The 24007-nt window shown below is 63.0% G+C and carries 15 protein-coding genes; 8 read left to right on the forward strand and 7 right to left on the reverse strand.

The annotated features are described in order from the left end of the window. Positions 1–36: 36 nt before the first annotated feature. Entirely contained in the window at positions 37–1035 is a 999-nt protein-coding gene (locus tag AAEZ10_RS19680; protein WP_243242937.1) for an AraC family transcriptional regulator, read from the forward strand. Between the two features lie 39 nt (positions 1036–1074). On the opposite strand, the gene AAEZ10_RS19685 is transcribed toward AAEZ10_RS19680, so the two are convergent. The 3 genes from AAEZ10_RS19685 to AAEZ10_RS19695 form a co-directional block, all read right to left on the reverse strand. Then, entirely contained in the window at positions 1075–1836 is a 762-nt protein-coding gene (locus AAEZ10_RS19685; RefSeq protein ID WP_243242936.1) for a carboxymuconolactone decarboxylase family protein, read from the reverse strand. A 12-nt stretch (positions 1837–1848) separates the two neighbouring features. Next, positions 1849–2193, reverse strand: coding sequence for a cyclophilin-like fold protein (locus tag AAEZ10_RS19690; protein WP_243242935.1), 345 nt, complete (start codon positions 2191–2193; stop codon positions 1849–1851). A 114-nt stretch (positions 2194–2307) separates the two neighbouring features. Beyond that, a complete protein-coding gene (locus tag AAEZ10_RS19695) occupies positions 2308–3336 on the reverse strand; it encodes an alpha/beta hydrolase (protein WP_339100022.1) in 1029 nt (342 codons plus the stop codon). A gap of 133 nt (positions 3337–3469) precedes the next feature. On the opposite strand from AAEZ10_RS19695, the gene AAEZ10_RS19700 reads away from it, so the two are divergent. Further along, entirely contained in the window at positions 3470–4372 is a 903-nt protein-coding gene (locus AAEZ10_RS19700; RefSeq protein ID WP_206420472.1) for a LysR family transcriptional regulator, read from the forward strand. 202 nt (positions 4373–4574) lie between these two features. On the opposite strand, the gene AAEZ10_RS19705 is transcribed toward AAEZ10_RS19700, so the two are convergent. The 4 genes from AAEZ10_RS19705 to AAEZ10_RS19720 form a co-directional block, all read right to left on the reverse strand. Beyond that, entirely contained in the window at positions 4575–4817 is a 243-nt protein-coding gene (locus tag AAEZ10_RS19705) for a hypothetical protein (RefSeq protein ID WP_122610325.1), read from the reverse strand. Beyond that, positions 4817–5347, reverse strand: coding sequence for a hypothetical protein (locus tag AAEZ10_RS19710; RefSeq protein ID WP_130929457.1), 531 nt, complete (start codon positions 5345–5347; stop codon positions 4817–4819). Before AAEZ10_RS19710 ends, AAEZ10_RS19705 begins: the two co-directional genes overlap by 1 nt. A 49-nt stretch (positions 5348–5396) precedes the next feature. Continuing rightward, positions 5397–5621 (reverse strand): DUF2188 domain-containing protein, encoded by a 225-nt coding sequence (locus tag AAEZ10_RS19715; RefSeq protein ID WP_016774410.1) that lies wholly within the window; start codon positions 5619–5621, stop codon positions 5397–5399. A gap of 83 nt (positions 5622–5704) precedes the next feature. Then, complete coding sequence (locus AAEZ10_RS19720; RefSeq protein WP_350570596.1) at positions 5705–6622, reverse strand: LysR substrate-binding domain-containing protein; 918 nt, start codon at positions 6620–6622, stop codon at positions 5705–5707. Between the two features lie 194 nt (positions 6623–6816). Here AAEZ10_RS19720 and AAEZ10_RS19725 point away from each other — a divergent pair, with 194 nt between their 5' ends. From AAEZ10_RS19725 to AAEZ10_RS19750, 6 genes are all read left to right on the forward strand, one after another. Then, positions 6817–7566 (forward strand): SDR family NAD(P)-dependent oxidoreductase, encoded by a 750-nt coding sequence (locus AAEZ10_RS19725; protein ID WP_024012667.1) that lies wholly within the window; start codon positions 6817–6819, stop codon positions 7564–7566. A gap of 100 nt (positions 7567–7666) precedes the next feature. Continuing rightward, positions 7667–8965, forward strand: coding sequence for an MFS transporter (locus AAEZ10_RS19730; protein WP_073474915.1), 1299 nt, complete (start codon positions 7667–7669; stop codon positions 8963–8965). Positions 8966–8982: 17 nt separating this feature from the next. Further along, positions 8983–9831, forward strand: coding sequence for a transketolase (locus tag AAEZ10_RS19735; RefSeq protein ID WP_073474917.1), 849 nt, complete (start codon positions 8983–8985; stop codon positions 9829–9831). Beyond that, entirely contained in the window at positions 9828–10856 is a 1029-nt protein-coding gene (locus tag AAEZ10_RS19740; protein WP_123442686.1) for a transketolase family protein, read from the forward strand. The genes AAEZ10_RS19735 and AAEZ10_RS19740 overlap by 4 nt, the downstream gene beginning before the upstream one ends. Before the next feature lie 61 nt (positions 10857–10917). Next, positions 10918–11877, forward strand: coding sequence for an alpha/beta hydrolase (locus tag AAEZ10_RS19745; RefSeq protein ID WP_350570718.1), 960 nt, complete (start codon positions 10918–10920; stop codon positions 11875–11877). A gap of 407 nt (positions 11878–12284) precedes the next feature. Further along, positions 12285–24005 (forward strand): BapA/Bap/LapF family large adhesin, encoded by an 11721-nt coding sequence (locus AAEZ10_RS19750; RefSeq protein ID WP_350570599.1) that lies wholly within the window; start codon positions 12285–12287, stop codon positions 24003–24005. Positions 24006–24007: the final 2 nt, after the last annotated feature.

The raw sequence follows: 24007 nt of genomic DNA on the forward strand, positions 1-24007 counted from the left end.
AGGGCAGTCTATTGGCAACAAGCCGGATGATCTATGATGCACAGTCTTGAACTTTTGATCGAAACCCCGAACATGAGCAGCACCGATCCCTTTGCACTGTCATCAGACCTGATCACTGAATTGCTGCGCAGCATGCGTCTGCGTGGCGTGCAATATCGGCGGATCCACGCTGGTCCGCCGTATGGCCTGGGTTTCAGCGACAAGCCCGGCCATGCGTATTTCCACTTCGTCGCCGCTGGATCGACGGTATTGCGACTGGAGGACGGCAGCCTGTACGAGTTGTCAGCAGGCAATGCGGTATTCATTGCTCATGGTGCCGCGCACCAGTTGCTGTCACACGCCGGAGCTGAAGTGCAGGACATTGACAGCGCCGTCGCCGCACCGCTCGGCGACACGGTCTGCGCGGTGCAGGTCGGACACAGCGCCGATTCGCCCGATAGCGCCCTGCTCTTTAGTGGCTGTATGGAGTTCGAACTCGGCAGCCTGCAAGGCCTCGGTCGGCTGATGCCGGGTCTTATGCTGATCGACGCTGGCGGCCAGCGTTATCCGGGACTTATGCCAATCCTTGCGACCATGGAACGCGAAGTCAGCGCAGCGCGCATTGGCTTCGCCGGCATTCTCGCGCGCCTTGCCGACGTAGTGGCGGCAATGATTGTTCGCGGCTGGGTCGAATGCGCTTGCGGCAATGCCTCCGGTCTCGTCGCCGCACTGCGCGATCCTCGCCTGGCGCAGGCCTTGCTGGCCCTGCACCAACAACCGGGACGCGACTGGAGCGTCGCTGAACTGGCAACGCTGTGCAACACCTCACGCTCGGTCTTCGCCGAACGCTTCCAGAGCACCCTCGGCACCCCGCCGCTGCGCTACGCCACCGAACTGCGCATGCGCTTGGCCAGTCAGTGGCTGACCCTGGAAAGACTGCCAATCGAAGAAGTGGCGCAGCGCTTGGGCTACACCTCCCAAGCGGCGTTCAGTCGTGCGTTCAAGCGGATAACAGGAAGCTCACCGGGAGCGAGTCGGCGCCAGCGCGCACTATAAGAATTGCATTAACAGAGCGGCAATGAATCCGAGCCGCCCTCACCGCTGGATTTTGTCCAGCCCCGCGCCCACCCGCTCAGCAGCCTGAAAATCCCCACGCGACTCCAACTCCTGCGCCACTCGCCGCAACTGCTCAACCGTCAATCCCACATTCAGACTGATCTTCAAATGCGACTCCAGCTGTGATTCCACCCCAGCCATCGCTGCCAGCGCACCAACAGTTGCCAGTTCCCGATCCGTCCATGCCAGGTTGTCGCGGGCGAAGATGTCGCCGAACAAGTGCACTTTCAGAAACTGATCGATCGCCGGGGCGAATTCGAACAGTGGGCCGGACACTGGCGCACCGACCAGACGAGTCTGATTGTCGGTGCCCAGTTCAGTGAGCGCATATCCTGACGGAACCGGACCCGGCTCGCGTCCCGGCACGTCTTCGATGCCCCGCGCGGCGCGTTCCTGCAGAACCTTCATCAGCAAGGACAAGGCGTTGAGGCTGCGCGGGAAGCCGGCGTAGGCGTACAGCTGCACCAGAATTTCCTTGGTCTCGCTGATGCTCAGCCCGGCATCGAGACCACGATTGAGTGCGTCGTGCAAACGCGGCATGTCGCCGATTGCAGCGTTGGCGGCAATCGGGGCGATCGCCAGTTGTTCAGGCGTCAGAGGCTGTTCTTTCATGATCGGTTTCTCCGGTGATCGGGAAGGATTGGCGCAGAGGGGATTCACGCAGGCTGCACTGGCGAGGACCGCGCAGCCGAGGGCCACGATGCGCAGAAGGCGCGGCTGATGCAGGGTTTTCAGCTTCATCAATGAATTTCCTCACTCATCCAGCGTGAACGTCACCCGCACATCGCCACGCCCCAAGACTTCAGCCAAGTCCTGCGGGCGGTCGATGCGACCAAGACGCGAATAGCGGTAGGACGAATCGAAGGTTTTGTAGAAGACCACCAACGTATCGTCGCCATACAAAAGGAAATCGCCGTTGTGGATCGTGTCCGGCCGGTAGGGCTGGGTGGGCAATGGCGGCTGCACGGTGGCGTATTTTTCATTGCCGTGCAGGTCGGTCATGTCCAGGCTCAGCGGCAATCGCGTGAGCAATTGCCGCGTACTCGGGTTGTCCTCCAGAGCAATGGCAAAACGCTGTTCTCCGACGGTCATCCACATCGTGGTCTCCTCCGGGTTAGCAGCAGACAGAGCAACGGGCAGCCATGCCATCAGTACGAATCCCTTCCAGCCGTTGGCAAAAAACCGCATCGCTTTGCTCCGTCGCGTTGAAAGTTACTTCAGGTTGCTCTTGAAGAACTGCGTCAGCTTGGCAAAAGGAATCAGCTCGACCCGGTCGTACAGATCGACATGGCCGGCATTCGGCACGATCACCAGTTCTTTCGGCTGCCCCGCCAACCGGAACGCCTCTTCGCTGAACTCACGGGAGTGCGCGTCGGCGCCGGCAATAAACAACATCGGGCGCGGCGAGATGCTCTCGATATCGACGAACGGATAGAAGTTCATGAACTTGGTGTTGCTGCTCAGCGTCGGACGCGTGGTCTGTTGCGGCGTCGAGCTGGCCGGGGTGAATTCGCCGCGCGGGGTGCGGTAGAAATCGAAGAATTCACGCTGGATCGGGTGGGTGTCGGCCTTCAGTTCCAGCACGGTGCCGCCGGTGTATTCGACCTTGCCGCCAGTAAACTCGGCGTAACGCTGCTCGGCCGCTTGCGCAATGATCTGCTTGCGCTGCGCAAGGCTTTGCGAATGCTTGAGGCCATCACGGTTGGCCGCGCCCATGTCATACATGCTGACGGTGGCGATGGCTTTCATGCGTGGGTCGATTTTCGCCGCGCTGATCACGAAGCTGCCGCTGCCGCAGATGCCCAACACGCCGATGCGCTCGCGGTCGATGAATGGCCGTGTGCCGAGGTAATCGACGGCCGCGCTGAAGTCTTCGGCATACATGTCCGGCAACACCGCGTTGCGCGGCGCGCCCTCGCTTTCGCCCCAGAACGACAGATCCAGCGACAGGGTGACAAAGCCCTGCTCCGCCAGTTTCTGCGCATACAGATTGGCGCTCTGCTCCTTTACCGCGCCTATCGGATGGCCAACGATAATCGCCGCGCTGCGGGCTGCCGGGTCGAGTCCTTTGGGGACAAACAGGTTGCCGACCACGGTGAGTTGATATTGATTTTTGAAGCTGACCTTCTGCGCGGTCACCTTGTCGCTTTTGAAGAAATTGTCGGCACCGTGGGACATGTCAGCTCCGAATGCAGTAAATGAACTCAGGAGAAACCCGAGCAGTATGAACAGTCGTTTCATGGGGTGTCCTTGATCGAGAAACCAGGCGAGGCCGGGATGAAGGTATTGTTGCGCAGGCGTGAGGCTTTGATTAGCTAATGAGTGCTTAATGCGGTTATAAACGCTGCTAATCAATAAACCTGAGCATTGCGCCATGGCCAAACCCAACTTCAATGACCTGCTCGCCTTCGTCACCGTTGCCCGCAGCGGCAGCTTCACCCGCGCGGCGGTGCAACTTGGCGTGACGCAGTCGGCGGTGAGCCAGGTAGTCTCGGCGCTGGAAGCGCGCCTGAAAATTCGCCTGCTGACCCGCACCACACGCAGCGTGTCACTGACCGCGGCCGGCGAACGCTTGCTGCACACCGTGGGGCATCGTTTCGATGAGATCGAAGCCGAGCTGGACGCGCTGACCGAGTTGCGCGACAAGCCTGCCGGTACGGTGCGCATCACCTGCGGCGACAACATCATCAAGACCACTCTGCTGCCCAAGCTGACGCCACTATTGCTGCAATACCCGGACATCAAGGTCGAGTTCGATATCAACTACGGTTTCCGCGACATCGTTGCCGACCGCTTCGATGCCGGCGTGCGTTTCAGCGATACCGTCGCCCAAGACATGATCGCCGTACCGATCGGCCCGCCGCTGCGCATGGCCGTCGTCGCCTCGCCCGACTACTTTGCCCGGCACCCCGCCCCGCAACATCCGCGCGAGCTGGCGGCGCACCGCTGCATCGACATTCGCTTCCCGACCTACGACGGTGTCGATGCCTGGGAATTCGAGCGGCAGGGCAAAAAGCTGAAAGTGCGGGTCGACGGCCAACTGGTGTTCAACTCCACCGTGCACATCGCCGACGCCGCTGTGAACGGGTTAGGGATTGCCTACCTGCCTGAAGACGAGTTCGGTGCGCATCTGGCCGAAGGGCGTTTGGTCAGAGTGCTGGAAGACTGGTGCGAACCGTTCGGTGGCTTCCACCTCTACTACCCCAGCCGCCGCCAACCATCGCCGGCGTTTTCTCTGGTGGTGGATGCGTTGCGCGTGGATCCAGCACCGTTGTAGGAGCGGGCCTGCTCGCGATAGCGTCGGCACATCCAACAGGGTAAGTGCCTGATCCAGCGCTTTCGCGAGCAGGCTCGCTCCCACAGGTTTTTGCGTCAGACCCCGGAAAGCAATCGATTCACAAGTCCAATGTGGGAGCGAGCCTGCTCGCGAAGGCGCCAGACCAAGCAAATCATCTCTGCATGCCAGCCGCGCGGCACCCTCACAACTTCGGCACGTCCCCGGTCGCCTCGGCAATCGTCGCCAAAGTTTCCTCCATGCTGGCGATGTCTTCATGCAGCTTTTGAAACACCAGATCCAGCGACTCGGGAGCGTCCACGGTCTGATGGCCACGCAGCGACTCGACGCTAGCGCTCTCCACGTGCTGGAGAATGTCCACACTTTCTCGCAGTGCCAACAGCTGATCGAAGATAGCGGCAATCTGCGCCTGGCTGCGGGTGCTCATCATTTCCACCCAAGCCTGGCAATGATTTCACGGCGATACGGCGTGTCGATCTGCGCCGGCACCTGTTCGATATAGTCGCGCGCTTGTTCGTGCGCCGCGCCGCTCAACCCGGCCAGATAAGAAACTGCGTCGTCGACATTCGGCACCAGGCCTTCGATGTTCTTGAATCTGCCGGGCAGCGCCGTCCAGATCACTGCATCCAGTTGCCGAGGAATTGCCCATTCGGCGAGCATGCCCATCGGCGAGGTACCGACGGTGAAACTGCCGATGCCATCCTCCCTGCCCTCCGGCACGCCTTCTCGAATACGCAGCAGTTCGCGGGCCTGATCGAGATCGGTCACGTCGAGGACCGACCACAGCACTTTGCACGGCGGCGCGTTCGCGCTTATGGCTGTAGTCAACTCGCCATTGTCACTGACGCGAACGAAGTCGATCGGTACCTGCGGCCCGTCGGCAAACCACTCGCTGGCCAGCGGCAAGCCGTCCGGTTTCCAGATCAGTGAGCCCCATCCCAGACATGCAATGACCATAAATCAGACCCTTCTGAAGAAACGATGAACACAGAAAAGAACAGCCTGCTCAGCCTTTGGTTTTTCGCGGGTCGGCTGCGCGCGGAAAGGTGCGTTCTTCCTGAATCGTCCCGTCTTCTTTATGGATTTTCAGCGAGGCGGTTTTGTCTTGGAGGTAGTCGCTGGCAATTTGGGTGATCTCGGCTTTGGTTGCAGCCGTTTTCGAAGCACGCTGCGCGCCCTCTTTGACCAGTTCCCAGCGCTGCTGGTTTTTGTTGATGTGGTAGTTATCCATTCCTTCACCTCTGATGTGAATGACGTGACCGTTAAAGGATTGACCTTGAGCGGTTCAGAGAGTTTGAAAGAATTGATCCCCACTCAATACGCGAACTCGTGCCCCAACTCGCTCTCCATCCACGCCAGAAAACGCCTGACCCGTGGAAAGCTCGAATGCGCTTTGGGGAATACCAGATGGTGCGCAGCCACCGCAGCACTCAGAGATTCAGGCGCGACTTCAACCAGCGTGCCCGCGGCCAGATACTTCTGCGCCAGCAATGTGCTTTCCAGCGCGAAACCCAAGCCATGACTCGCCGCTTCCAGCGACATGTAGGAACGATCGAAGCTCAGCGCGTACGGCCGCTCCGGACGCGCCAGACCATGCTGGGCAAACCATTGCGCCCATTTGAGCAGGGTGGCTTCCGACAGAATCAGATCACACTCCAGCAGATCCGCCGCGCCGCGTACCGGGCGTTGCGCGAGCAGTTTCGGTGAGGTCAGCACCGCGAACGTCTCGTTCCTGACCGTGCGCACCTCATAACTGGGCCAGTTCGGCAGGCCGTGACGGATATCGACGTCGATCTTGTCGCGACTGAAGTGCAGCGATTCATAGGAGCACGAAAGATTGATCTGTATGTCCGGGTGACTGGCGCGAAACGCTTCCAGACGCGGCATCAGCCAGAGCAGGCCGAAGCTTGGCGATGAGTGCAAGCGCAGGCAATCGAGGCTGACATCGCTGGCCGCACGCTCGGTGGCAACGGCGAGGCTGTGCAGAATCCCGGAGACTTCCTTGAGGTACTGCTCGCCGACCGGCGTCAGCGAGACGCCCCGAGCAGCGCGAACGAATAATTGCCGGCCGATCATCCCTTCGAGTTTCGCCAGTTGATGGCTGACTGCCGAGGGTGTCAGGTCCAGCACTTCCGCCGCTCTGGCGACGTTGCCGAAGCGCGCGGTTTGTTCGAAGGCCTGAATTGCTTTCAGCGGTGGCAGGATGATCGATGCCTCAGTGTCAGAGCGCATGGGGACTCCGTGGTGATTTCTTGTGATGTACGGACCGGTTTCATTCAAGCATTTGCGAAACGGCCTGACGAGTGCTGAATTTTTTTCAGCATTGAGTGACTTCCACGTTATTGCTCACGCTCGCCCCGGAGGACAAGCTGAGTCATCGGTTACTTACACACCGACCCAATAAAAACAATTCGAGGGAATCCTCCATGCTTCTTCAAGGCAAAGTCGCAATCATTACCGGTGCCGCATCTGCCCGTGGCATTGGCCGCGCTACCGCCAGCACATTTGCGCAACACGGCGCTCGCGTGGTCATCCTCGATCTGGATGCCTCCGCAGCACGTGACGCCGCCGCAGCACTGGGCGAAGGTCATCTGGGCCTGGCGGCCAACGTGGCCGACGAAGCGCAGGTTCAGCAAGCCGTCGCCGCCATCATCGAGCACTTCGGGCGCATCGATATTCTCGTCAACAACGCCGGCATCACCCAGCCACTGAAGACTCTGGATATTCGCCCTTCGGACTACGACAAGGTGCTGGACGTCAGCCTGCGCGGCACTTTGCTCATGTCCCAGGCGGTGATTCCGCTGATGCGTCAACAGTCTTCCGGCAGCATCGTCTGCATGTCGTCGGTGTCGGCCCAGCGCGGCGGCGGCATCTTCGGCGGCCCGCATTACAGCGCGGCCAAGGCTGGTGTGCTGGGGCTGGGCAAGGCCATGGCGCGGGAATTGGGGCCGGACAACATCCGCGTCAACTCCATCGCTCCCGGCCTGATTCACACCGACATCACCGGCGGCCTGATGCAGGATGAACGCCGCCACGCCATCATCGAAGGCATTCCGCTGGGGCGCCTGGGTCAAGCGCAGGACGTCGCCAACGCCGCGCTGTTTCTGGCCAGCGACCTGTCCGCCTATCTGACCGGCATCACCCTCGATGTGAACGGCGGCATGCTGATTCACTGAGTAACTCTGGGCGGGCCTGCGTGGCCCGTGCGGTTCTGGATCGATGACGCAGCCGGGCCTGATGGCCTGGCGGTCAATAAAAACAAGAGATCAGACCATCATGACTACCCTGTCGCTCGAAGCGGTTTCGACCGTGCGTTCTTCTGCCTATCGCAAAACGGCCTGGCGGCTGATGCCGTTCCTGATGCTGTGCTACCTGTGCGCCTATCTGGACCGGGTCAACGTCGGTTTCGCCAAGCTGCAAATGATGAACGATCTGGCTCTCAGCGAAACGGTCTACGGACTAGGCGCGGGGGTGTTTTTCATCGGCTATTTCCTTTGCGAAGTGCCTAGCAACATCATCCTGCACAAGGTCGGCGCACGGGTGTGGATTGCACGGATCATGATCACCTGGGGCATCGTCTCGGCGCTGTTCGCCTTCGTCGAAACCGCCTGGCAGTTCTACGCGCTGCGCTTTCTGCTGGGGATTGCCGAAGCCGGTCTGGCGCCGGGCCTGCTGCTCTACCTGACCTACTGGTTTCCGTCCTATCGGCGGGCGCGCATGACCGTGTTGTGGTTTATCGCCATTCCGCTGTCAGGCATGGTCGGTGGCCCGCTGTCCGGCTGGATCATGAACCACTTTGCCGGCGTGCACGGCTGGGCCGGCTGGCAGTGGATGTTCGTTCTCGAGGCGGTGCCCACCGTGGTCGTCGGCCTGCTGGTGCTGAGTTATCTGAAGGACGGCGTGCATCAGGCGACCTGGCTCAATGACGAGGAAAAAGCGCTGATCACTCGCGAACTGGCCGAAGACGACCAGCAAAAGGTCACCCACGCCTCGATCGGCGAGTTCATCCGCGACCGGCGCTTGTGGCTGCTGGCGGCGATCTACTTCTGTGTGGTCATGGGCCAATATGCGATCACCTTCTGGCTGCCGACACTGGTGCGTAACGCAGGGGTTTCCGACCCGCTGCACATCGGTTTCCTGACCAGCCTGCCCTATCTGTGCGCCATCGCCGCCATGCTCCTGGTCGGCCGCAGTGGCGACAAACACCGCGAGCGCCGCTGGCACCTGATCGTGCCGATGATCGCCGGTGCCATCGGCTTGAGCCTGGCAGCGCTGATGGGCGGCAATCCGACCTTGTCGATCCTCAGCCTGTGCCTGGCCGCCTCCGGCATTCTCTCCGCCACCTCGTTGTTCTGGATGCTGCCCACCACGCTGCTTGGCGGAGTGTCTGCGGCGGCCGGCATCGCCGCGGTCAACAGCTTCGCCAACCTCGCCGGGTTCTGCTCGCCTTATCTGATCGGCTGGATCACCACCCTGACCGGTTCCAGTGCCATTGGCATGTACCTGATTACCGGCGTGCTGTTCCTCGGCGCGAGCCTGGTCCTGCGTATTCCTGCCGCTTTGGTCAATCGTTGAGTCAACGGAGTTTCATCATGACGACTAATCTTGCACACGCTGCATCGCTGAGCCTGACCCAGCGCGCGCACAACATTCGCCGCCATGCACTGCGCATGGGCCAGGTTCAGGGCCAGGGCTATGTAGGCCAGGCCCTCGGCGCGGCTGACCTGCTGGCGGTGTCTTACTTTCATGCGATGAACCATCGCCCGACAGATCCCGAATGGGAGCAACGCGATCGCTTCTATCTCTCCATCGGCCACTACGCCATCGCGCTGTACGCAGCGCTGATCGAAGCCGAGATCATTCCGCTCGACGAGCTGGAAACCTACGGTTCGGATGACAGCCGCCTGCCGATGTCGGGCATGGCCGCCTACACCCCGGGGATGGAAATCACCGGCGGTTCGCTGGGTCAGGGCCTGGGTATCGCGGTCGGTGCCTGCCTGGGCCTCAAACGCAAAGGCTCTTCATCTTTCGTCTACAACCTGCTGTCCGATGGCGAACTCAATGAAGGCTCGACCTGGGAAGCGGTGATGTCGGCTTCGCACTGGCAGCTCGACAATCTGATCGCCATCGTCGACGTCAACAACCAACAGGCCGACGGCCATTCCAGCGAGATTCTCTCGTTCGAACCCATCGTCGATCGCTGGCAAGCCTTTGGCTGGTTCACCCAGCGCGTCGACGGCAATGACCTCGACGCCCTGGTCGCTGCATTCGATGCCGCGCGCAATCACCCCGGCGGGCAACCGCGCGTGATCATCTGCGACACGAAAATGGGCAAAGGCGTGCCGTTTCTGGAGAACCGGGAGAAGACCCACTTCATTCGCGTCGAAGAGCACGAATGGGACCTGGCACTGAGCAACCTTGAAGAAGGAAAAGACCAATGAGCAACGCCGCCAACACTGCGCCTTCGACTGCTACTGGCGCGCCGGTGAAAAAGCGCCTGACCACCTCGGCGATGATTGCCTCGATTGCCTCCGAGGGCCAGGCGACCCGCTCGGCACCGTTCGGCCATGCGCTCGCGGCGCTGGCAGAGCAACGCGCGGACATCGTCGGCCTGTCAGCTGACCTGTCCAAGTACACCGACCTGCACATTTTTGCCAAGGCGCATCCGGAGCGTTTCTATCAGATGGGCATGGCCGAACAGTTGCTGATGAGCGCTGCGGCGGGCATGGCGCGTGAGGGTTTCGTGCCGTTTGCCACCACCTACGCGGTGTTCGCCTCGCGGCGTGCTTACGACTTCATCTGCATGGCCATCGCCGAGGAAAACCTCAACGTCAAAATCGTCTGCGGCCTGCCCGGCCTCACCACGGGTTACGGGCCGAGCCATCAGGCCACCGATGATCTGGCTATTTTCCGCGCCATGCCCAATCTGATGATTGTCGACCCCTGCGATGCGCTGGAAATCGAACAGGCCGTGCCGGCCATCGCCGCTCACCAAGGCCCGGTCTATATGCGTTTGCTGCGCGGCAATGTGCCGTTGGTGCTGGACGAGTACGGTTATAAATTCGAGATCGGCAAGGCCAAGACCCTGCGCACGGGCAACGACGTGCTGATCATCTCCACCGGGCTGATGACCATGCGCTCACTGGAAGCGGCCAAGCAATTGCAGGCCGACGGCATTGATGTGGCCGTGCTGCACGTGCCGACTATCAAGCCGCTGGATGAACAAACCATTCTCGCCGAAGCGCGCAAATCCGGGCGTCTGGTGGTCACAGCCGAGAACAGCTCGATCATCGGCGGTTTGGGTGAGGCGGTTGCCGGGTTGTTGTTGCGCAATGGCGTGACGCCCACCTTCAGACAGATCGCGTTGCCCGACGCGTTCCTTGACGCCGGCGCCCTGCCGACGCTGCATGATCGCTACGGCATTTCGACGCCGGCCGTTTGCGCGCAGATCAAAGCCTGGCTGTAACTCCACCGTGAGCGGCGCCTCCATCCGAGGCGCTCGTTCATTCGCAACCAGGAGGCAGAACGTGAAAGCACATGAACTGCTGGATCCCGACTTCAAAAGCTTTTTAACCCCCAGCGCAGAAGCCTGGACGTTGGAAACGCTGCCCGCGATCAGGGAGCGTGTTCACGCGACATTCAAATCCCGAGAACAAGCGCTCGGAGAAAACCTATGGACCAAGGCCCACGACGGTGAGAATTTGCGCCTGTGTCTTTACCGGCCCGCCGCCGCAGCAGCGGACGGTAATTTTGCGGTGATCCTGTACATCCATGGTGGAGGTTTCGTCCTCGGTTGCCCCGAAATGGCCGATGACTATCTGGCTGACCTCGCCGAAGCACTTAAGGCGATCATCGTCGCCGTCGATTATCGTCTCGCGCCAGAGCACCCCTTTCCTATTCCCCTGGAAGATTGCTACACGGCCCTTGGCTGGGTTTTCGCCCACCAGCAAACGCTCAATATTGACGCCGACAAAGTAATCGTCATGGGCCACAGTGCCGGCGCCGGGCTGGCAGCAGCGCTGGCAATTGTGGCGCGGGATCGCGGCGAGTATTCCATCGCCAGTCAGGTGCTGGTTTATCCGATGCTCGATCACCGTTCGGGCAGCGCGGCCTCGCCTCAGCAGAACAGCACGACCGGCGTGATTGGCTGGCCGGCGCAAGCCAACCAGTTCTGTTGGGAGTGCCTGCGCGCTGACCAAGCGCTGGATGATCTGCCAATCGGCTGGTTTTCGCCGGCCCTGCAAGACGATCTGCGTGACTTGCCACCGACGTTTCTGGCCGTCGGGGCGCTGGATCTGTTTCTGGAAGAGGACGTTGCATTTGCCCTGCGCCTGTCCCGCGCCGGGGTTGCCGTCGAACTGCATGTCTACCCTGGGGCGCCACATATGTTTGATCAGTGCCCCGGCAGCGTTAGCGATCAGTCTGCGCTGGATATCGTCCGATCACTTCGGCGATCGATAGCTAGCGCATTAACTGCTGAGGGATAGAAAGAACAGCTGAAACGGTACAACGGGATTTCTTATACAAAGCCTTCCCCCCCTCTCACGCTTATTGATTAATACCTTCGCAGACAGGCAACTGCGGAGGGTGGCCTGCGCTTTGAGAATTTCAATATCGCTTAGCCATCACCCTCGGCGATTCCGCCCGGCCCTTTTCCAGCGCCCCTTTGGATAATGTCGAAAACGACACATTTTGTTGCACCCAAAAACCGCTTGGATCCAACGTCCCGACAAACGGTAACGACCTGAATAGAGCAGATTTTCAAATAGATAAACGTGGGCAAATGGCCCATCCATACGCTCGTCAAAAATCAGGCAGCCCCATCCGACACTCCCTATCTATGGTTTTAAAACCACCCGTGGACGTCCGCCCCACCCATTTACAGGGAGTAGTAATGGACAACATCGTCATTGCCGACAAAGCCAATTCTCAGCTCACTGCCCAGAACTGGGGCAATGTTCAGCTCAGTCAGCCTTCAGTTGTACAAATGCCGGTTCGGCCCGATCAATTGGCGTCGACCAGTCGCAGCGGTCAGGATTTGATCGTCAATCTGAAGTCCGGCGAGCAAATCAAAATCTCCAATTTTTTCGTCACCAGCCCTGACGGCGTGCCCAATGACATTGTCTTTCAGGGTGACGACGCGACGCTGTGGCAGGCGCGCTACAGCGCCGAGCCGTTCAACGGCTTTACCTTTGACGAAATCAATTCGCTGGACGAGCTGATCGCTGGCGTCGGTGTGGTGGATGGCGCGACGCCGGCATGGGCGATTGCCGGGCTTGGCCTGCTGGGCGCGGGTGGTGCGGCAGCCGCTGCCGGCGGAAGTAAGGGCGGCGGCGGTGGCGGTGGCGGTGCAGACGCGACGCCTCCTGCGCCCGCGACCGGATTAACCTTGTCGGCCGATGGCCGGGTGCTGAGTGGTTTTGGCGAAGCTGGCAGTGTCGTTCAGGTACGCGATGCAGCCGGCAACCTTTTGGGTTCCGGTACCGTTGGCGCCGATGGCAGTTTCCAGGTCGACCTGGGTACGCCACAGAACAATGGCCAGCCGCTCGACGTCACGCTCACCGACCCTGCAGGCAACGTTTCGACGCCGGGTACGGTCACTGCGCCGGATACCTCCGCGCCCACTGCGCCTGGCAACCTCGCTGTGAGCGCCGATGGCACGCAACTCGGCGGGACCGGTGAAGCCGGCTCGACCATCCAGGTGCGCGCCGCCGATGGCACGCTACTCGGCAGCGCCGTGGTTGCGGCCGATGGCACCTTCAGCGTCATCCTCAGCCCCGCGCAAACCGGCGGTCAGCCGCTGACAGTGAATGCCACCGATGCCGCAGGCAATATCTCGACCGGCGCAACGGTCAGCGCGCCGGAGATCGTCGAACCGACGACGCCAGGCAATCTTGGTTTGAGCAGCGACGGCAGCCAACTGACCGGCACCGCCCGGGCCGGCACCACGATCGAAGTCCGTGCCGCCAACGGCGAATTGCTCGGGCGCGCGGCGGTGGCCGCTGACGGTACTTTCCTGCTGACGCTGGTTCGCGCGCAGGCCAACGGTGAAACCTTCAGTATCGTGGCGGTCAACAGCGCCGGTGCGCAATCGCCGACCGTGACCTTCAATGCACCGGACATCACCGGCCCCGGCACTGCGACGGATCTGGCGGTGAGCAGCGATGGCCTCTCGGTCACCGGCCGTGGCGAACCCGGCAGCACAGTCAGCGTCACCAATGCGCAAGGCACGCTGCTCGGCACGGCTCTGGTCGCCGCCGATGGCTCGTTCACTGTGCAACTCAATGCCGCGCAAATCGATGGTGAGGCGCTGAGCGTGCTGGTCACCGACGCCGCCGGCAACCCTTCGCCAGCAGCGACCGTTATCGCCATTGATCTGGATGGCGTGACTCAACCCAGCGACATCGCGGTGAGCGTCGATGGCACGCAGTTGAGTGGGCGCGGCCAGGTCGGTTCGACCGTAACGGTGCGCGACGCCAACGGCAATGTGCTCGGTTCGGCCGTGGTGGCGGCGGACGGTACGTTCAGCCTGCAACTGAGCAGTCCGCAGAACAATGGCGAAACACTGCAGATCAGTGCCAGCGACGCGGCTGGCAACACTTCCGCACCACTGAACTACGTGACGCCTGACACCCAAGGGCCGACGGCCGTCTCCGATCTTGCGCTCGACGCTCAGGGGCAGACGCTCACCGGTAAGGGTGAGTTGGGCGCCTCGGTCACCGTGCGCGATCCGGCCGGCAATATCATCGGTACCGGCACGGTGGGTGCCGACGGCAATTTTACCGTTCCACTTTCCACACCACAGACCGATGCGCAACAGCTGCAAGTGATCCAGACCGACGCGGACGGCAATCCTTCGGCGCCGGTCAACGTGATCGCACCCGATCTGACCACACCGGTAGCCGTGACCGATGTGAGCATTTCCGCCAATGGCGCCGTAGTCTCCGGCGCGGGTCAGATCGGCGCCACCGTTACTGTCACTGACACCAACGGGACCGTGCTGGGAACAGCTTTGGTCGGCAGCAACGGCCGGTTCGAAGTCACCCTGTCCTCGCCCCAAACCAATGGCCAGAACCTCAGCGTGGTGCAGACCGATGGCTCGCCCACTGGCTCCCCGGCAGTTCCAGTTGAAGCGCCGGATATCCTGGCTCCCACTGCCCCTTCGGATCTGACGCTGAACGCAGGCGGCACTGAACTGAGTGGCACCGGCGAGCCCGGTGCCACGGTGTCAGTCAAGGATTCGGCCGGCAATGTGTTGGGTACCGTGATCGTCGACGGCAGCGGCGCCTTTACAGTGCCGCTGAACAGCCCGCAGATCGATGGCCAACAACTGCAAGTGAGCCAATCGGATGGCGTGAACGTCTCCCCCAACACGCCGCTGACGGCAGCGGACAGCACCGCACCGCTGGCGCCGGACAATGTCGTGCTCGCCAGTAACGGCGTGACCTTGACCGGCACCGGGCAAGCGGGCAGCACCGTAACCGTCAGCGCGCCCGACGGCACGGTGCTCGGCTCTACGGTGGTCGCCAGCGACGGCAGTTTCAGCGTCAACCTGAGCCCGGCTCAGCTCGACGGTCAGGTGCTGAACGTGATCCAGACCGACGCGAGCGCCCTGCCCTCGCCGGCCACGCCGGTCACCGCACCGGACATCACCGCCCCGCCTGCACCGACCGGGCTGGTCGTCGATCCTTCAGGTGCCACGGTCACCGGCACCACGCAGCCCAATAACACGGTGCAGGTGCTGGATGCCGACGGTAACGTCCTTGGCACCGCGACCGCTGACGGCACGGGCGCCTTCACGGTCAACCTCGACACGGCGCAGACCAATGGCGAAGCCTTGCAAGTCGTGGTGTCGGACGGCACCAATGATTCGCTTCCCGGCAGCGTCACCGCGCCGGACAGCACCCCGCCGGCAGCGGTCAGCGATCTCGCGCTCAACCCGGCCGGCACGCAGGTCTCTGGCCTTGCCGAACCGGGCACCACGGTCACCGTCAGCATTGCCGGCGGTGGCGCTGTGCTGGGCACCGCGACGGCCGATGCGGATGGCCGCTTTGTCGTGACCCTCAGCCCACCGGCCGAGCCTGGCGGCAATCTGGAAGTCATCAGCACGGATGGCGGCGGCAATGATTCGCCCGTCGTGCCGCTGGCAGGACTGGACGGTACCCAGGTCGCGACCCCGACCGATCTGGCTCTGAGTGCCGATGGTTTCACCCTGACCGGCGCCGGTACGCCCGGTTGCACCGTGACGGTGACCAGCAGCAGCGGCACGGTGCTCGGCTCAGGTCTGATCAACAGCTTCGGCCGCTTCACCCTGTTGCTCAGTAGCAAACAGATCAATGCGCAAGTTCTCCAAGTGACGGCCACCAGTCCCGACGGTGACGTGTCGATTCCGGGCACGGTGACGGCGGTCGATGGCACGGCGCCGGACGCGGTGACCAATCTGGCGCTGAATGCCAACGGCACGACACTCACTGGACGCGGAGAGGCCGGGGCGACGGTCACTGTCACCGACGCCACAGGTACCGTGCTCGGTACTGCACTGGTCGCCAGCAATGGCACGTTCAGCCTGACGCTGACGCCGGGACAACTTAATGGCCAGGCACTTACCGCGATCCAGAGCGATGCCGCCGGCAACCTGTCGCAACCCGCCGGCATTATCGCCACCGATCTGCAACCGCCCGCAGCAGCGACTGGCGTTACGATCAATGACGTCGGCACCGTGGTCAAAGGCCAGGGCGAAGCCGGCAGCACCGTGACCGTGCGCGATGCCGCCGGCAATGTTTTGGCCACCGGCGTAGTCGATCAGAGCGGCAACTTCCAGGTCACCCTGCCCAACGCGCAGAACACCGGCGAAACCCTGCAGGTCACTCTGACCGACGCCAATGGCAACGCCTCGACTTCCACTGGCGTGATCACCATCGACGGCACCCCGCCGGCCGCCGTGCAGAATCCACTGATCAGCGCCGATGGCAGCACCCTCAGCGGCACGGGTGAAGCTGGCGCGACGGTCAATGTCACCACCGCCAACGGCACCCTGCTGGGTAGCGCCGTGGTTGGCGCGGACGGCTCGTTCAGCGTGACCCTGGCGCCAGCGCCGACCAATGGCGAGGCGCTCGCGATCAGCCAGACCGACCCTGCCGGCAACGTCTCGCCATCGACCAGCGTCACCGCACCCGATATCAGCCCACCGGCGGCACTGACCCAGGTCGCGGTGAATGCTGACGGCGTCACCGTCACTGGTCATGGCGAACCGGGCGCGACCGTTTCCGTGCGCAGCGCCGACGGCACCTTGCTCGGCACCGCGCAGGTCGGCAGTGGCGGCGCGTTCACGGTCACCCTCAACGCAGCACAACTGAATGCCGAAGTGCTGACCGTCACTCAGGAAGATCCGCCGGGCAACGTTTCGACGGCGGTTGAAGTCGTCGCCGCGGATTTGACCGCGCCGGCGATTCCGAGCGCATTGACCCTCAATGCTGCCGGCGTGCAACTGGCCGGTAACGCCGAGGCCGGCAGTACCGTGACCGTGCGCGACAGCCGGGGCAATCTTCTCGGCACCACCACGGCGGCCGCGAACGGCACTTTCCAGATTACTCTCAACAGTCCGCAAACCAATGGCCAGTCGCTGAACGTGACGGCCACCGATGCGGCAGGCAATCCGTCAGCCCCGGCAATCGTCAATGCGGTCGATAGCACGGCGCCGTTGGTGGCGAGCGATCTGGCGGTGAGCGCCGATGGTGCCACCCTGACCGGCATCGGCGAGGTCGGCGCCAGCGTGGAAGTTCGCGATGCCGGCGGTGTTTTGCTGGGTACTGCGACCGTTGCCAGCAATGGCAATTTCAGCGTCACGTTGTCCCCGGCAGCGGTGGCTGGATCGAATCTTTCCGTGGTGCAGATCGATGCAGCCGGCAACACCGGACCGGCGGCGCCGGTGACCGCGCCGGGCAATCTGGCGGAAAGTGCACCGACCAACCTGGCCCTCAGCGTCGACGGTCTGACCTTGACCGGCTCGGCCACCGCCGGCAGCACCGTGAGCATTCGCAATGCCTCGGGCGTGTTGCTCGGCAGCGCGCTGGTGGCGGCCAATGGCACTTTCAGCGTCACCCTCAACGCCGCGCAACTCAACGGCGAACAGCTGTCTGCCGTGGCAACCTCGAGCACCGGTATCAATTCGTCACCGACCGACTACACCGCTGCCGATATCGCCGCGCCAACGCCGCTCAGCGAACTGAGTCTGGCACCGAACGGCACGGCCCTGACCGGGCGCGGTGAAGCCGGCGCCACCGTGACCGTGCTCGGCACCGGCGGAACGGTTCTCGGCAGCGCGGTGGTGGCGGCCAACGGCACCTTCAGCGTCACCCTCAGCCCGGCACAGACCTCTGGCCAGACTTTGAGCCTGAGCCAGGCCGACACCGCCGGCAACGAATCCAACAGCGTCAACCTGATCGCCCCGGACCTGCTCGCGCCCAATGCGCCGGCGGCGCTGGTGGCAAGTGCTGACGGCACCCTGCTATCGGGTACCGGTGAGGCCGGCACCACGGTCAACGTGTACAACGCCGCCGGAGCGCTGGTCGGCACCGGCACCGTGAGCATCGACGGCACGTTTGCGATAACCCTGACTACGCCACAAGCCAACGGTCAGGCGCTGACCGTGTCACTGACGGATGCGGCGGGCAACACCTCGGCAGCCACGCCGTTCACTTCGGTCGACAGCACACCGCCAGCGGCCGTTTCGCAACTGAGCATCGGCGGCGACGGCGCAAGCCTGACCGGGCGCGGCGAACCCGGCGCGCAGGTGCGCGTCATCGACAGCGACGGCAACGTGCTTGGCACCGCCGTGGTCAGCGCGACCGGTACCTTCACCCTGCCACTGAACCCGGCGTTGACCAACGCCGAAGTGATCTCCGTGGTCCAGGCCGACGCGGCGGGCAACGACTCGCCGGCAGTGAACCTGACTACACCGGACTTCACCCCGCCTGATCCACTGGACAACGTCGATATCAACTCGTCCGGCGCGCTGGTCATCGGTACTGGCGAACCCGGCGCGACCGTGACCGTGCGCGATGCCAATGGCACCTTGCTCGGCACCAGCGTGGTACTCGGCGACGGCACCTTCAGCGTCACCCTCAATCCGCCGCAGATCAACGAACAGATCCTCAGCGTGCAGCAGGCTGATCCACCCGGCAACGTCAGCGCCCCGGTGACGGTCACCGCCCCGGATCTGACCCCGCCAGCGACGCCGGCCGATCTGCAACTGAATGCCGATGGCGGTCTTCTCACCGGTACCGGCGAAGTCGGCGCCACTGTCCGTGTGACGTCGGCCGATGGCACCGAACTGGGCACCGGCACCGTGGGCAGCGATGGTCGTTTCCAGATCACCGTGACCCCGGTGCAGACCAATGGCCAAGCGCTGTTCGTAGTGTTGGCGGATGCGGCCGGCAATGCCTCGCCTGCCGGCACCCTGACCGCGCCGGACAGCACGCCTCCTGCCGCGCTGACCGATGTCGATATCGACGCCAGCGGCAGCCTGATTACCGGCTCCGGTGCGGCTGGCTCGCAGGTAGTCGTCACCAACGCGGTGGGCACCATCATCGGCACCGGTACCGTGGCGGCCGACGGCAGTTTCAGCGTCACCCTCGACCAGCCTCTGCTCAACGGTGAAGCCTTGTCGGTGATCCAGCGCGATGCCGCGGGCAACCCTTCGCCGATCGTGCCCGTCACTGCGCCGGACATCACCCTGCCCGCTGCGCCCACAGGCCTCGCTCTTACGTCCGACGGCGTGACATTGACCGGTACCGGTGAAGCCGGCGCCACGGTGCGCGTGCTCAGTGCGACTGGCACGGTACTGGGCTCTGCAACCGTGACCGGCAATGGCTCGTTCAGCGTGACCCTCAACCCGCCGCAGGTGAATGGCGAGCTGTTGAGCGTCAATCAGACTGATCCGGCTTCAAACATTTCACCCACAGCACCTCTGCAAGCGGGCGATATCACCGATCCACTGGAGGTGGCCGACCTCAACGTCAGCCAGGACGGCTTGACCGTCACCGGTACCGGCGAGCCCGGCGCAACCGTCACCGTGCTTGACGGCGCGGTGGTGCTCGGCACAGCGACGGTGGCGGCAGATGGCAGTTTCAGCGTCACGTTGTCGGCTGCGCAACTCGATGGCCGCGCACTGTCGGTCGTGCAGGCCGACGCACAAACCAACCAGTCCGAGCCCGTACTGGTCGACGCGCCGGACAGCACTCCACCGATCGCACCAACGGTGACATCGCTGACCGGCGCTGGCACCTTGCTCGCCGGGACCGCCGAAGCCGGCAGCACCGTGACTGTGCTGTCCGCCACCGGCACCGTGCTCGGCACAGCGGTGGCATTGGGCGACGGCACCTACACCGTCACGCTGAATCCGGCCCAGGCCAACGGTCAGTTGCTGTCGGTGATCGCGACGGACGAAGCGCAAAACGCATCGCCAGAGCTGCTGTACCCGGCGGCTGACACTACCGCTCCAGATGCCGTCACCGGTCTGACCATCAGCGGCGATCTGAGCCAGCTCGCCGGTCGTGGCGAAGCCGGTGCGAGTGTCGAAGTGACCGATGCGCTGGGCAATATAGTCGGCAGCGGCACGGTCGCGGCCAACGGCACATTCCTGATCGATCTGGACCCCGGCATCACCGCCGGCCAGGTGCTGACAGTGAATCAAACAGACGTCGCGACTAACGTGTCCGCAGACGCCGACCTGACTGTTCCGGCAGTGCCAGCCCCGGCTGCGCCGGACAATCTTGTGCTGACAGCCGACGGCGTGACGCTGACCGGCACGGCGGCGATCGGCACCACCATCAATGTCTACGCGCCGGACAACAGCCTGATCGGCACCGGCGTCACTGGCCCGGATGGCACGTTCAGCGTGGTGCTGACGCCTGCGCAAACCAACGGCCAAAGCCTCGAAGTCACCGCCAACACTGCGTTGGGTGGCGCCTCGCTGCCGACTGAAATCACCGCAGGCGACACCTCGGCGCCGGCGCCACTCAGCGATCTGGCGGTCAATGCCAGCGGCACACTGGTCACCGGTCGCGGCGAAGTCGGCGCGTCGGTGACCATCACCGGCGCGGGCGGCGTGGTGCTGGGCAATGCGACGGTCGGCGCCAATGGCACTTTCAGCGCGCAGCTCAATACGCCGCAGGTCAACGGTCAGGTGCTCAATGCGACTCAGACCGATGCGGCACTCAACACTTCGTCGGGGCTTAACGTAACCGCGCCCGACATCACTCCCCCGGCCGCTCCGACGGCGCTGGTCCTTAGCGGTGCCGGTCTGGTCCTCGGCGGGCTCGGTGAAGCTGGCGCCACCGTCACTGTTCGCGGTGCGGGTGGCACGGTGCTGGGCACGGCGACGGTGGCGGGCAATGGCTCGTTCTCGGTGACCTTGTCATCGGCGCAATTCAACGGCCAGCAGCTGAGCGTCACGCAGAGTGATGCGGCGGGCAACGTTTCGCCGGTTACCAACCTCAGCGTCGCCGATACCACAGCGCCGGCGCCGCTGAGCAATGTCAGCTTGAACGGTACTGGCCTGGCCGTCAGCGGCACGGGTGAGGCCGGCGCGACCGTCACCGTGACCAACGCAGCCGGTACCGTGCTGGGCACCGCTGTGGTCAATGCTGGCGGCACCTTCACCGTGCAACTGTCCAGCGCGCAACTGAACGGCCAACAGCTCAACGTCCAACAGGCCGACCCGACGGGCAATCTGTCGCAGGTCTTCAACCTGACAGCCCCTGACGTGCAGGCGCCGATTGCAGCCAGCGGTCTGACGCTCGCTGCCAACGGTCTGACTTTGAGCGGTACGGGCGAAGCCGGTGCGACGGTCAACGTCTACGGCCCGGGCGGTGCGCTGATCGGCACCACCACCGTGGGCAGTGGCGGTACGTTCAGCTTCAACCTGAACACCGCGCAACTCGACGGGCAGCTGTTGACCGTGCGTCTGGTCGACCCGGCCGGCAATCTGTCGCCCAACGCCAGCCTGACAGCGCCGGACATTACCGCGCCCGGCGCGCCGACCGGCGTCAGCGTCAATGGCAGCGGCACCGCGCTCACTGGCGTCGGTGTGCCCGGTTCGACCATCAGCGTACGCGGCGTCGGCGGTGTGGTGCTCGGCACCGCGACCGTTGCCGCCAACGGCAGCTTTTCGGTAGTACTGGCCTCGGCGCAGATCAACAGCCAGGTACTCAGCGTCACCCAGGCGGATCCGAGCGGCAACGTATCGGCTGCGGCGACCGCGACGGCGCCAGACCTGACACCGCCCGCTGCGGCCACGGCGCTGCTGGTCGGTGCCGATGGCCTGACCGTCACCGGTACCGGCGAAGTCGGTGCAACCGTGACCATCAAATCGGCCAGCGGCAGCGTTCTGGGCACCGGCACGGTCAACAACCTCGGCGTGTTTACCGTCACCCTGAGCAGTGCGCAGATCAACGGCGAAAACCTCACCGTCAACCTCAGCGACGCACGCGGCAACGTTTCGGTGGCCGCCAACGTCATTGCGCCGGACGTCGACGTCAACGCGCCAGTGATCGCCAGCGATAACCTCGCCGTCGGCACCGTCACCCTGGCACCGGTCACCGCGTCGCAGACCTTCAACGACTCGTTCACCACGCTGCTGGCCGGATTCTCGAAAACCTTCACCTTCACCGTCGCCGGCGGCACGCGTCTTGATCCGACCCTGACGCTGACCACCAGCAGTCTGATTTCGCTGATCGATGGCGTGGTCTACACCCTGCAAGTCAAAGATGCCAGCGGCAACTGGGTGACTCTGGATGTCAATGGCAGCGGCGGCCTGCTTGACCTGATCGCGCTCGCCGGCCAGGGCGTACGGGTCGACATCGGTAACCTGCTGTCAGGCGATTATCGACTGACGGTTTCGAGCACCGGCATCGGCGTGCTGACCACGGTCAATACCCAGCTGCAACTGGATGTCAGCAGCCTGACCCAGTTCAACGGCATTGCCGGGCCAGCGGTGACCGGCAACGTCATCACCAACGTTGGCGTCGATGGCACGGCCGATCAGACCGGCCCGGACAACGGCGCGCAGTTGCAGATCTTCAAGAACGGCGCCTGGGTCAGCGCCGGCGCCGGCACCACGGTGCAAGGGTTGTACGGCACGCTGACCATCGACGCCAATGGCAACTACAGCTACAAACCGAACGGCAGTGTCGGAAGCGTCGGCAAAGTCGACGTGTTCAACTATCAACTGGTGCACCCGAACGGCTTGAGCGACACCGCCAATCTGTACGTGCGCATCGACAGCCCGCAAGCCAGCGAAGTGTGGAATGACGCCAACCTCGGCAGCCCGGCATTGGTGGTTGATGCCACAGCGGACATCGCCTCGACTGACGTCACCCTGATCAACCGCGAAGTCACCACCAACTCTGCCCTTGGCACTTTCAATGTGCTGCTGGGCGGCGGCAGTGGTAACTACAACACGGTGGTCGCGGCCGATACCGTCAGTGACCTGACCGTGGTGGTCAATTCGAGCAACCTGTTGGCGCTGCTCGGTTCGATGACGGTGGGCCTGTACAAACTCAACACCGCCACCAACCAGTACGTGCTGGTCAAGAGTTACGGCGGCAACGCGCTGGTCAATCTCGGCGGCGGCAACTACGGGATCAAGTTCGACGACCAGACCGCCGGCAGTTATCAGGTGCGGGTGGCAGTAGGCGGCCTCGGCCTGCTGACCAGCGTCAACACCAGCCTGATCAACGTCGCGACCTACAACAATCAGTTCGTGGTCGGCAGCTACACGCCGGTATCGGGCAACCTGCTCACCGACACCGCTGGCGGCGGCGCCGATGTGTTGGGCTCGGTCTACACCTTGCTCAGCGTGCTGGTCGCTGGGAGTTACGTCGCGCCGGGGTACAACGGCGTCTCGCTGGTCGGCAATTACGGCACCCTGGTGGTCCAGGCCAACGGCAACTACACCTACACGCTCAAGGCCGGCCTGACCGATGCGGTGATCGGCCAGGAAGACACCTTCACCTACCAACTTACCCACCCCAACGGCACCGTGGATACCGCGACGCTGACCATCGACCTGAACAATGCCGGCGCATTCGCCAGCACCGCGTTCTCGGCACTGGCCAGCGATGACCTCGGTCTCGCCCATGCCACTGGCAGTGACTTGATCCAGGGCACCGAGGGCAACGACATCCTCGACGGCTCGCACGGTGGCGCCGTGACCCTGCAAGGTGGCGGTGGCGACGACACGCTGATCATCGCCGATCAGCAGTTCACCTCGGTGGACGGCGGCAGCGGCACCGACACCCTGCTCTGGGCCGGTGGCGATGTGTCGATCAACCTCGGCGATCTGCAGAGCAAGATCCACAACGTCGAAATCCTCGATCTCAACCATTCCAGTGCGGTCGCGCTCACACTGAATCTCAGCGATCTGCTGGCGATTACCTCTTCGGACAACAACACCCTGCTGATCAAGGGTGACGACAGGGACAGCGTGCACATGACCGATGGCTGGGTCGCCGATGGCACGCAACAGGCCGACGGCATCGACTATGTTCAATACACGGCACAGGAGGATCCGAGCCACCACTTGTGGGTACAGAACGGCATTCAAGTGGTTTGAAA

Origin of the sequence: Pseudomonas sp. H26/SER47-MNA-CIBAN-0231 (assembly GCF_040310465.1) — a bacterium.
GTDB lineage: Bacteria > Pseudomonadota > Gammaproteobacteria > Pseudomonadales > Pseudomonadaceae > Aquipseudomonas > Aquipseudomonas atacamensis.

Excerpts from the sequence above, each read along its gene's own strand:
- AAEZ10_RS19680 (WP_243242937.1), top strand. The coding sequence starts at position 37 with ATGCACAGTCTTGAACTTTTGATCGAAACCCCGAACATGAGCAGCACC.
- AAEZ10_RS19685 (WP_243242936.1), bottom strand. The coding sequence starts at position 1,836 with ATGAAGCTGAAAACCCTGCATCAGCCGCGCCTTCTGCGCATCGTGGCC.
- AAEZ10_RS19690 (WP_243242935.1), bottom strand. The coding sequence starts at position 2,193 with ATGTGGATGACCGTCGGAGAACAGCGTTTTGCCATTGCTCTGGAGGAC.
- AAEZ10_RS19695 (WP_339100022.1), bottom strand. The coding sequence starts at position 3,336 with ATGAAACGACTGTTCATACTGCTCGGGTTTCTCCTGAGTTCATTTACT.
- AAEZ10_RS19700 (WP_206420472.1), top strand. The coding sequence starts at position 3,470 with ATGGCCAAACCCAACTTCAATGACCTGCTCGCCTTCGTCACCGTTGCC.
- AAEZ10_RS19705 (WP_122610325.1), bottom strand. The coding sequence starts at position 4,817 with ATGAGCACCCGCAGCCAGGCGCAGATTGCCGCTATCTTCGATCAGCTG.
- AAEZ10_RS19710 (WP_130929457.1), bottom strand. The coding sequence starts at position 5,347 with ATGGTCATTGCATGTCTGGGATGGGGCTCACTGATCTGGAAACCGGAC.
- AAEZ10_RS19715 (WP_016774410.1), bottom strand. The coding sequence starts at position 5,621 with ATGGATAACTACCACATCAACAAAAACCAGCAGCGCTGGGAACTGGTC.
- AAEZ10_RS19720 (WP_350570596.1), bottom strand. The coding sequence starts at position 6,622 with ATGCGCTCTGACACTGAGGCATCGATCATCCTGCCACCGCTGAAAGCA.
- AAEZ10_RS19725 (WP_024012667.1), top strand. The coding sequence starts at position 6,817 with ATGCTTCTTCAAGGCAAAGTCGCAATCATTACCGGTGCCGCATCTGCC.
- AAEZ10_RS19730 (WP_073474915.1), top strand. The coding sequence starts at position 7,667 with ATGACTACCCTGTCGCTCGAAGCGGTTTCGACCGTGCGTTCTTCTGCC.
- AAEZ10_RS19735 (WP_073474917.1), top strand. The coding sequence starts at position 8,983 with ATGACGACTAATCTTGCACACGCTGCATCGCTGAGCCTGACCCAGCGC.
- AAEZ10_RS19740 (WP_123442686.1), top strand. The coding sequence starts at position 9,828 with ATGAGCAACGCCGCCAACACTGCGCCTTCGACTGCTACTGGCGCGCCG.
- AAEZ10_RS19750 (WP_350570599.1), top strand. The coding sequence starts at position 12,285 with ATGGACAACATCGTCATTGCCGACAAAGCCAATTCTCAGCTCACTGCC.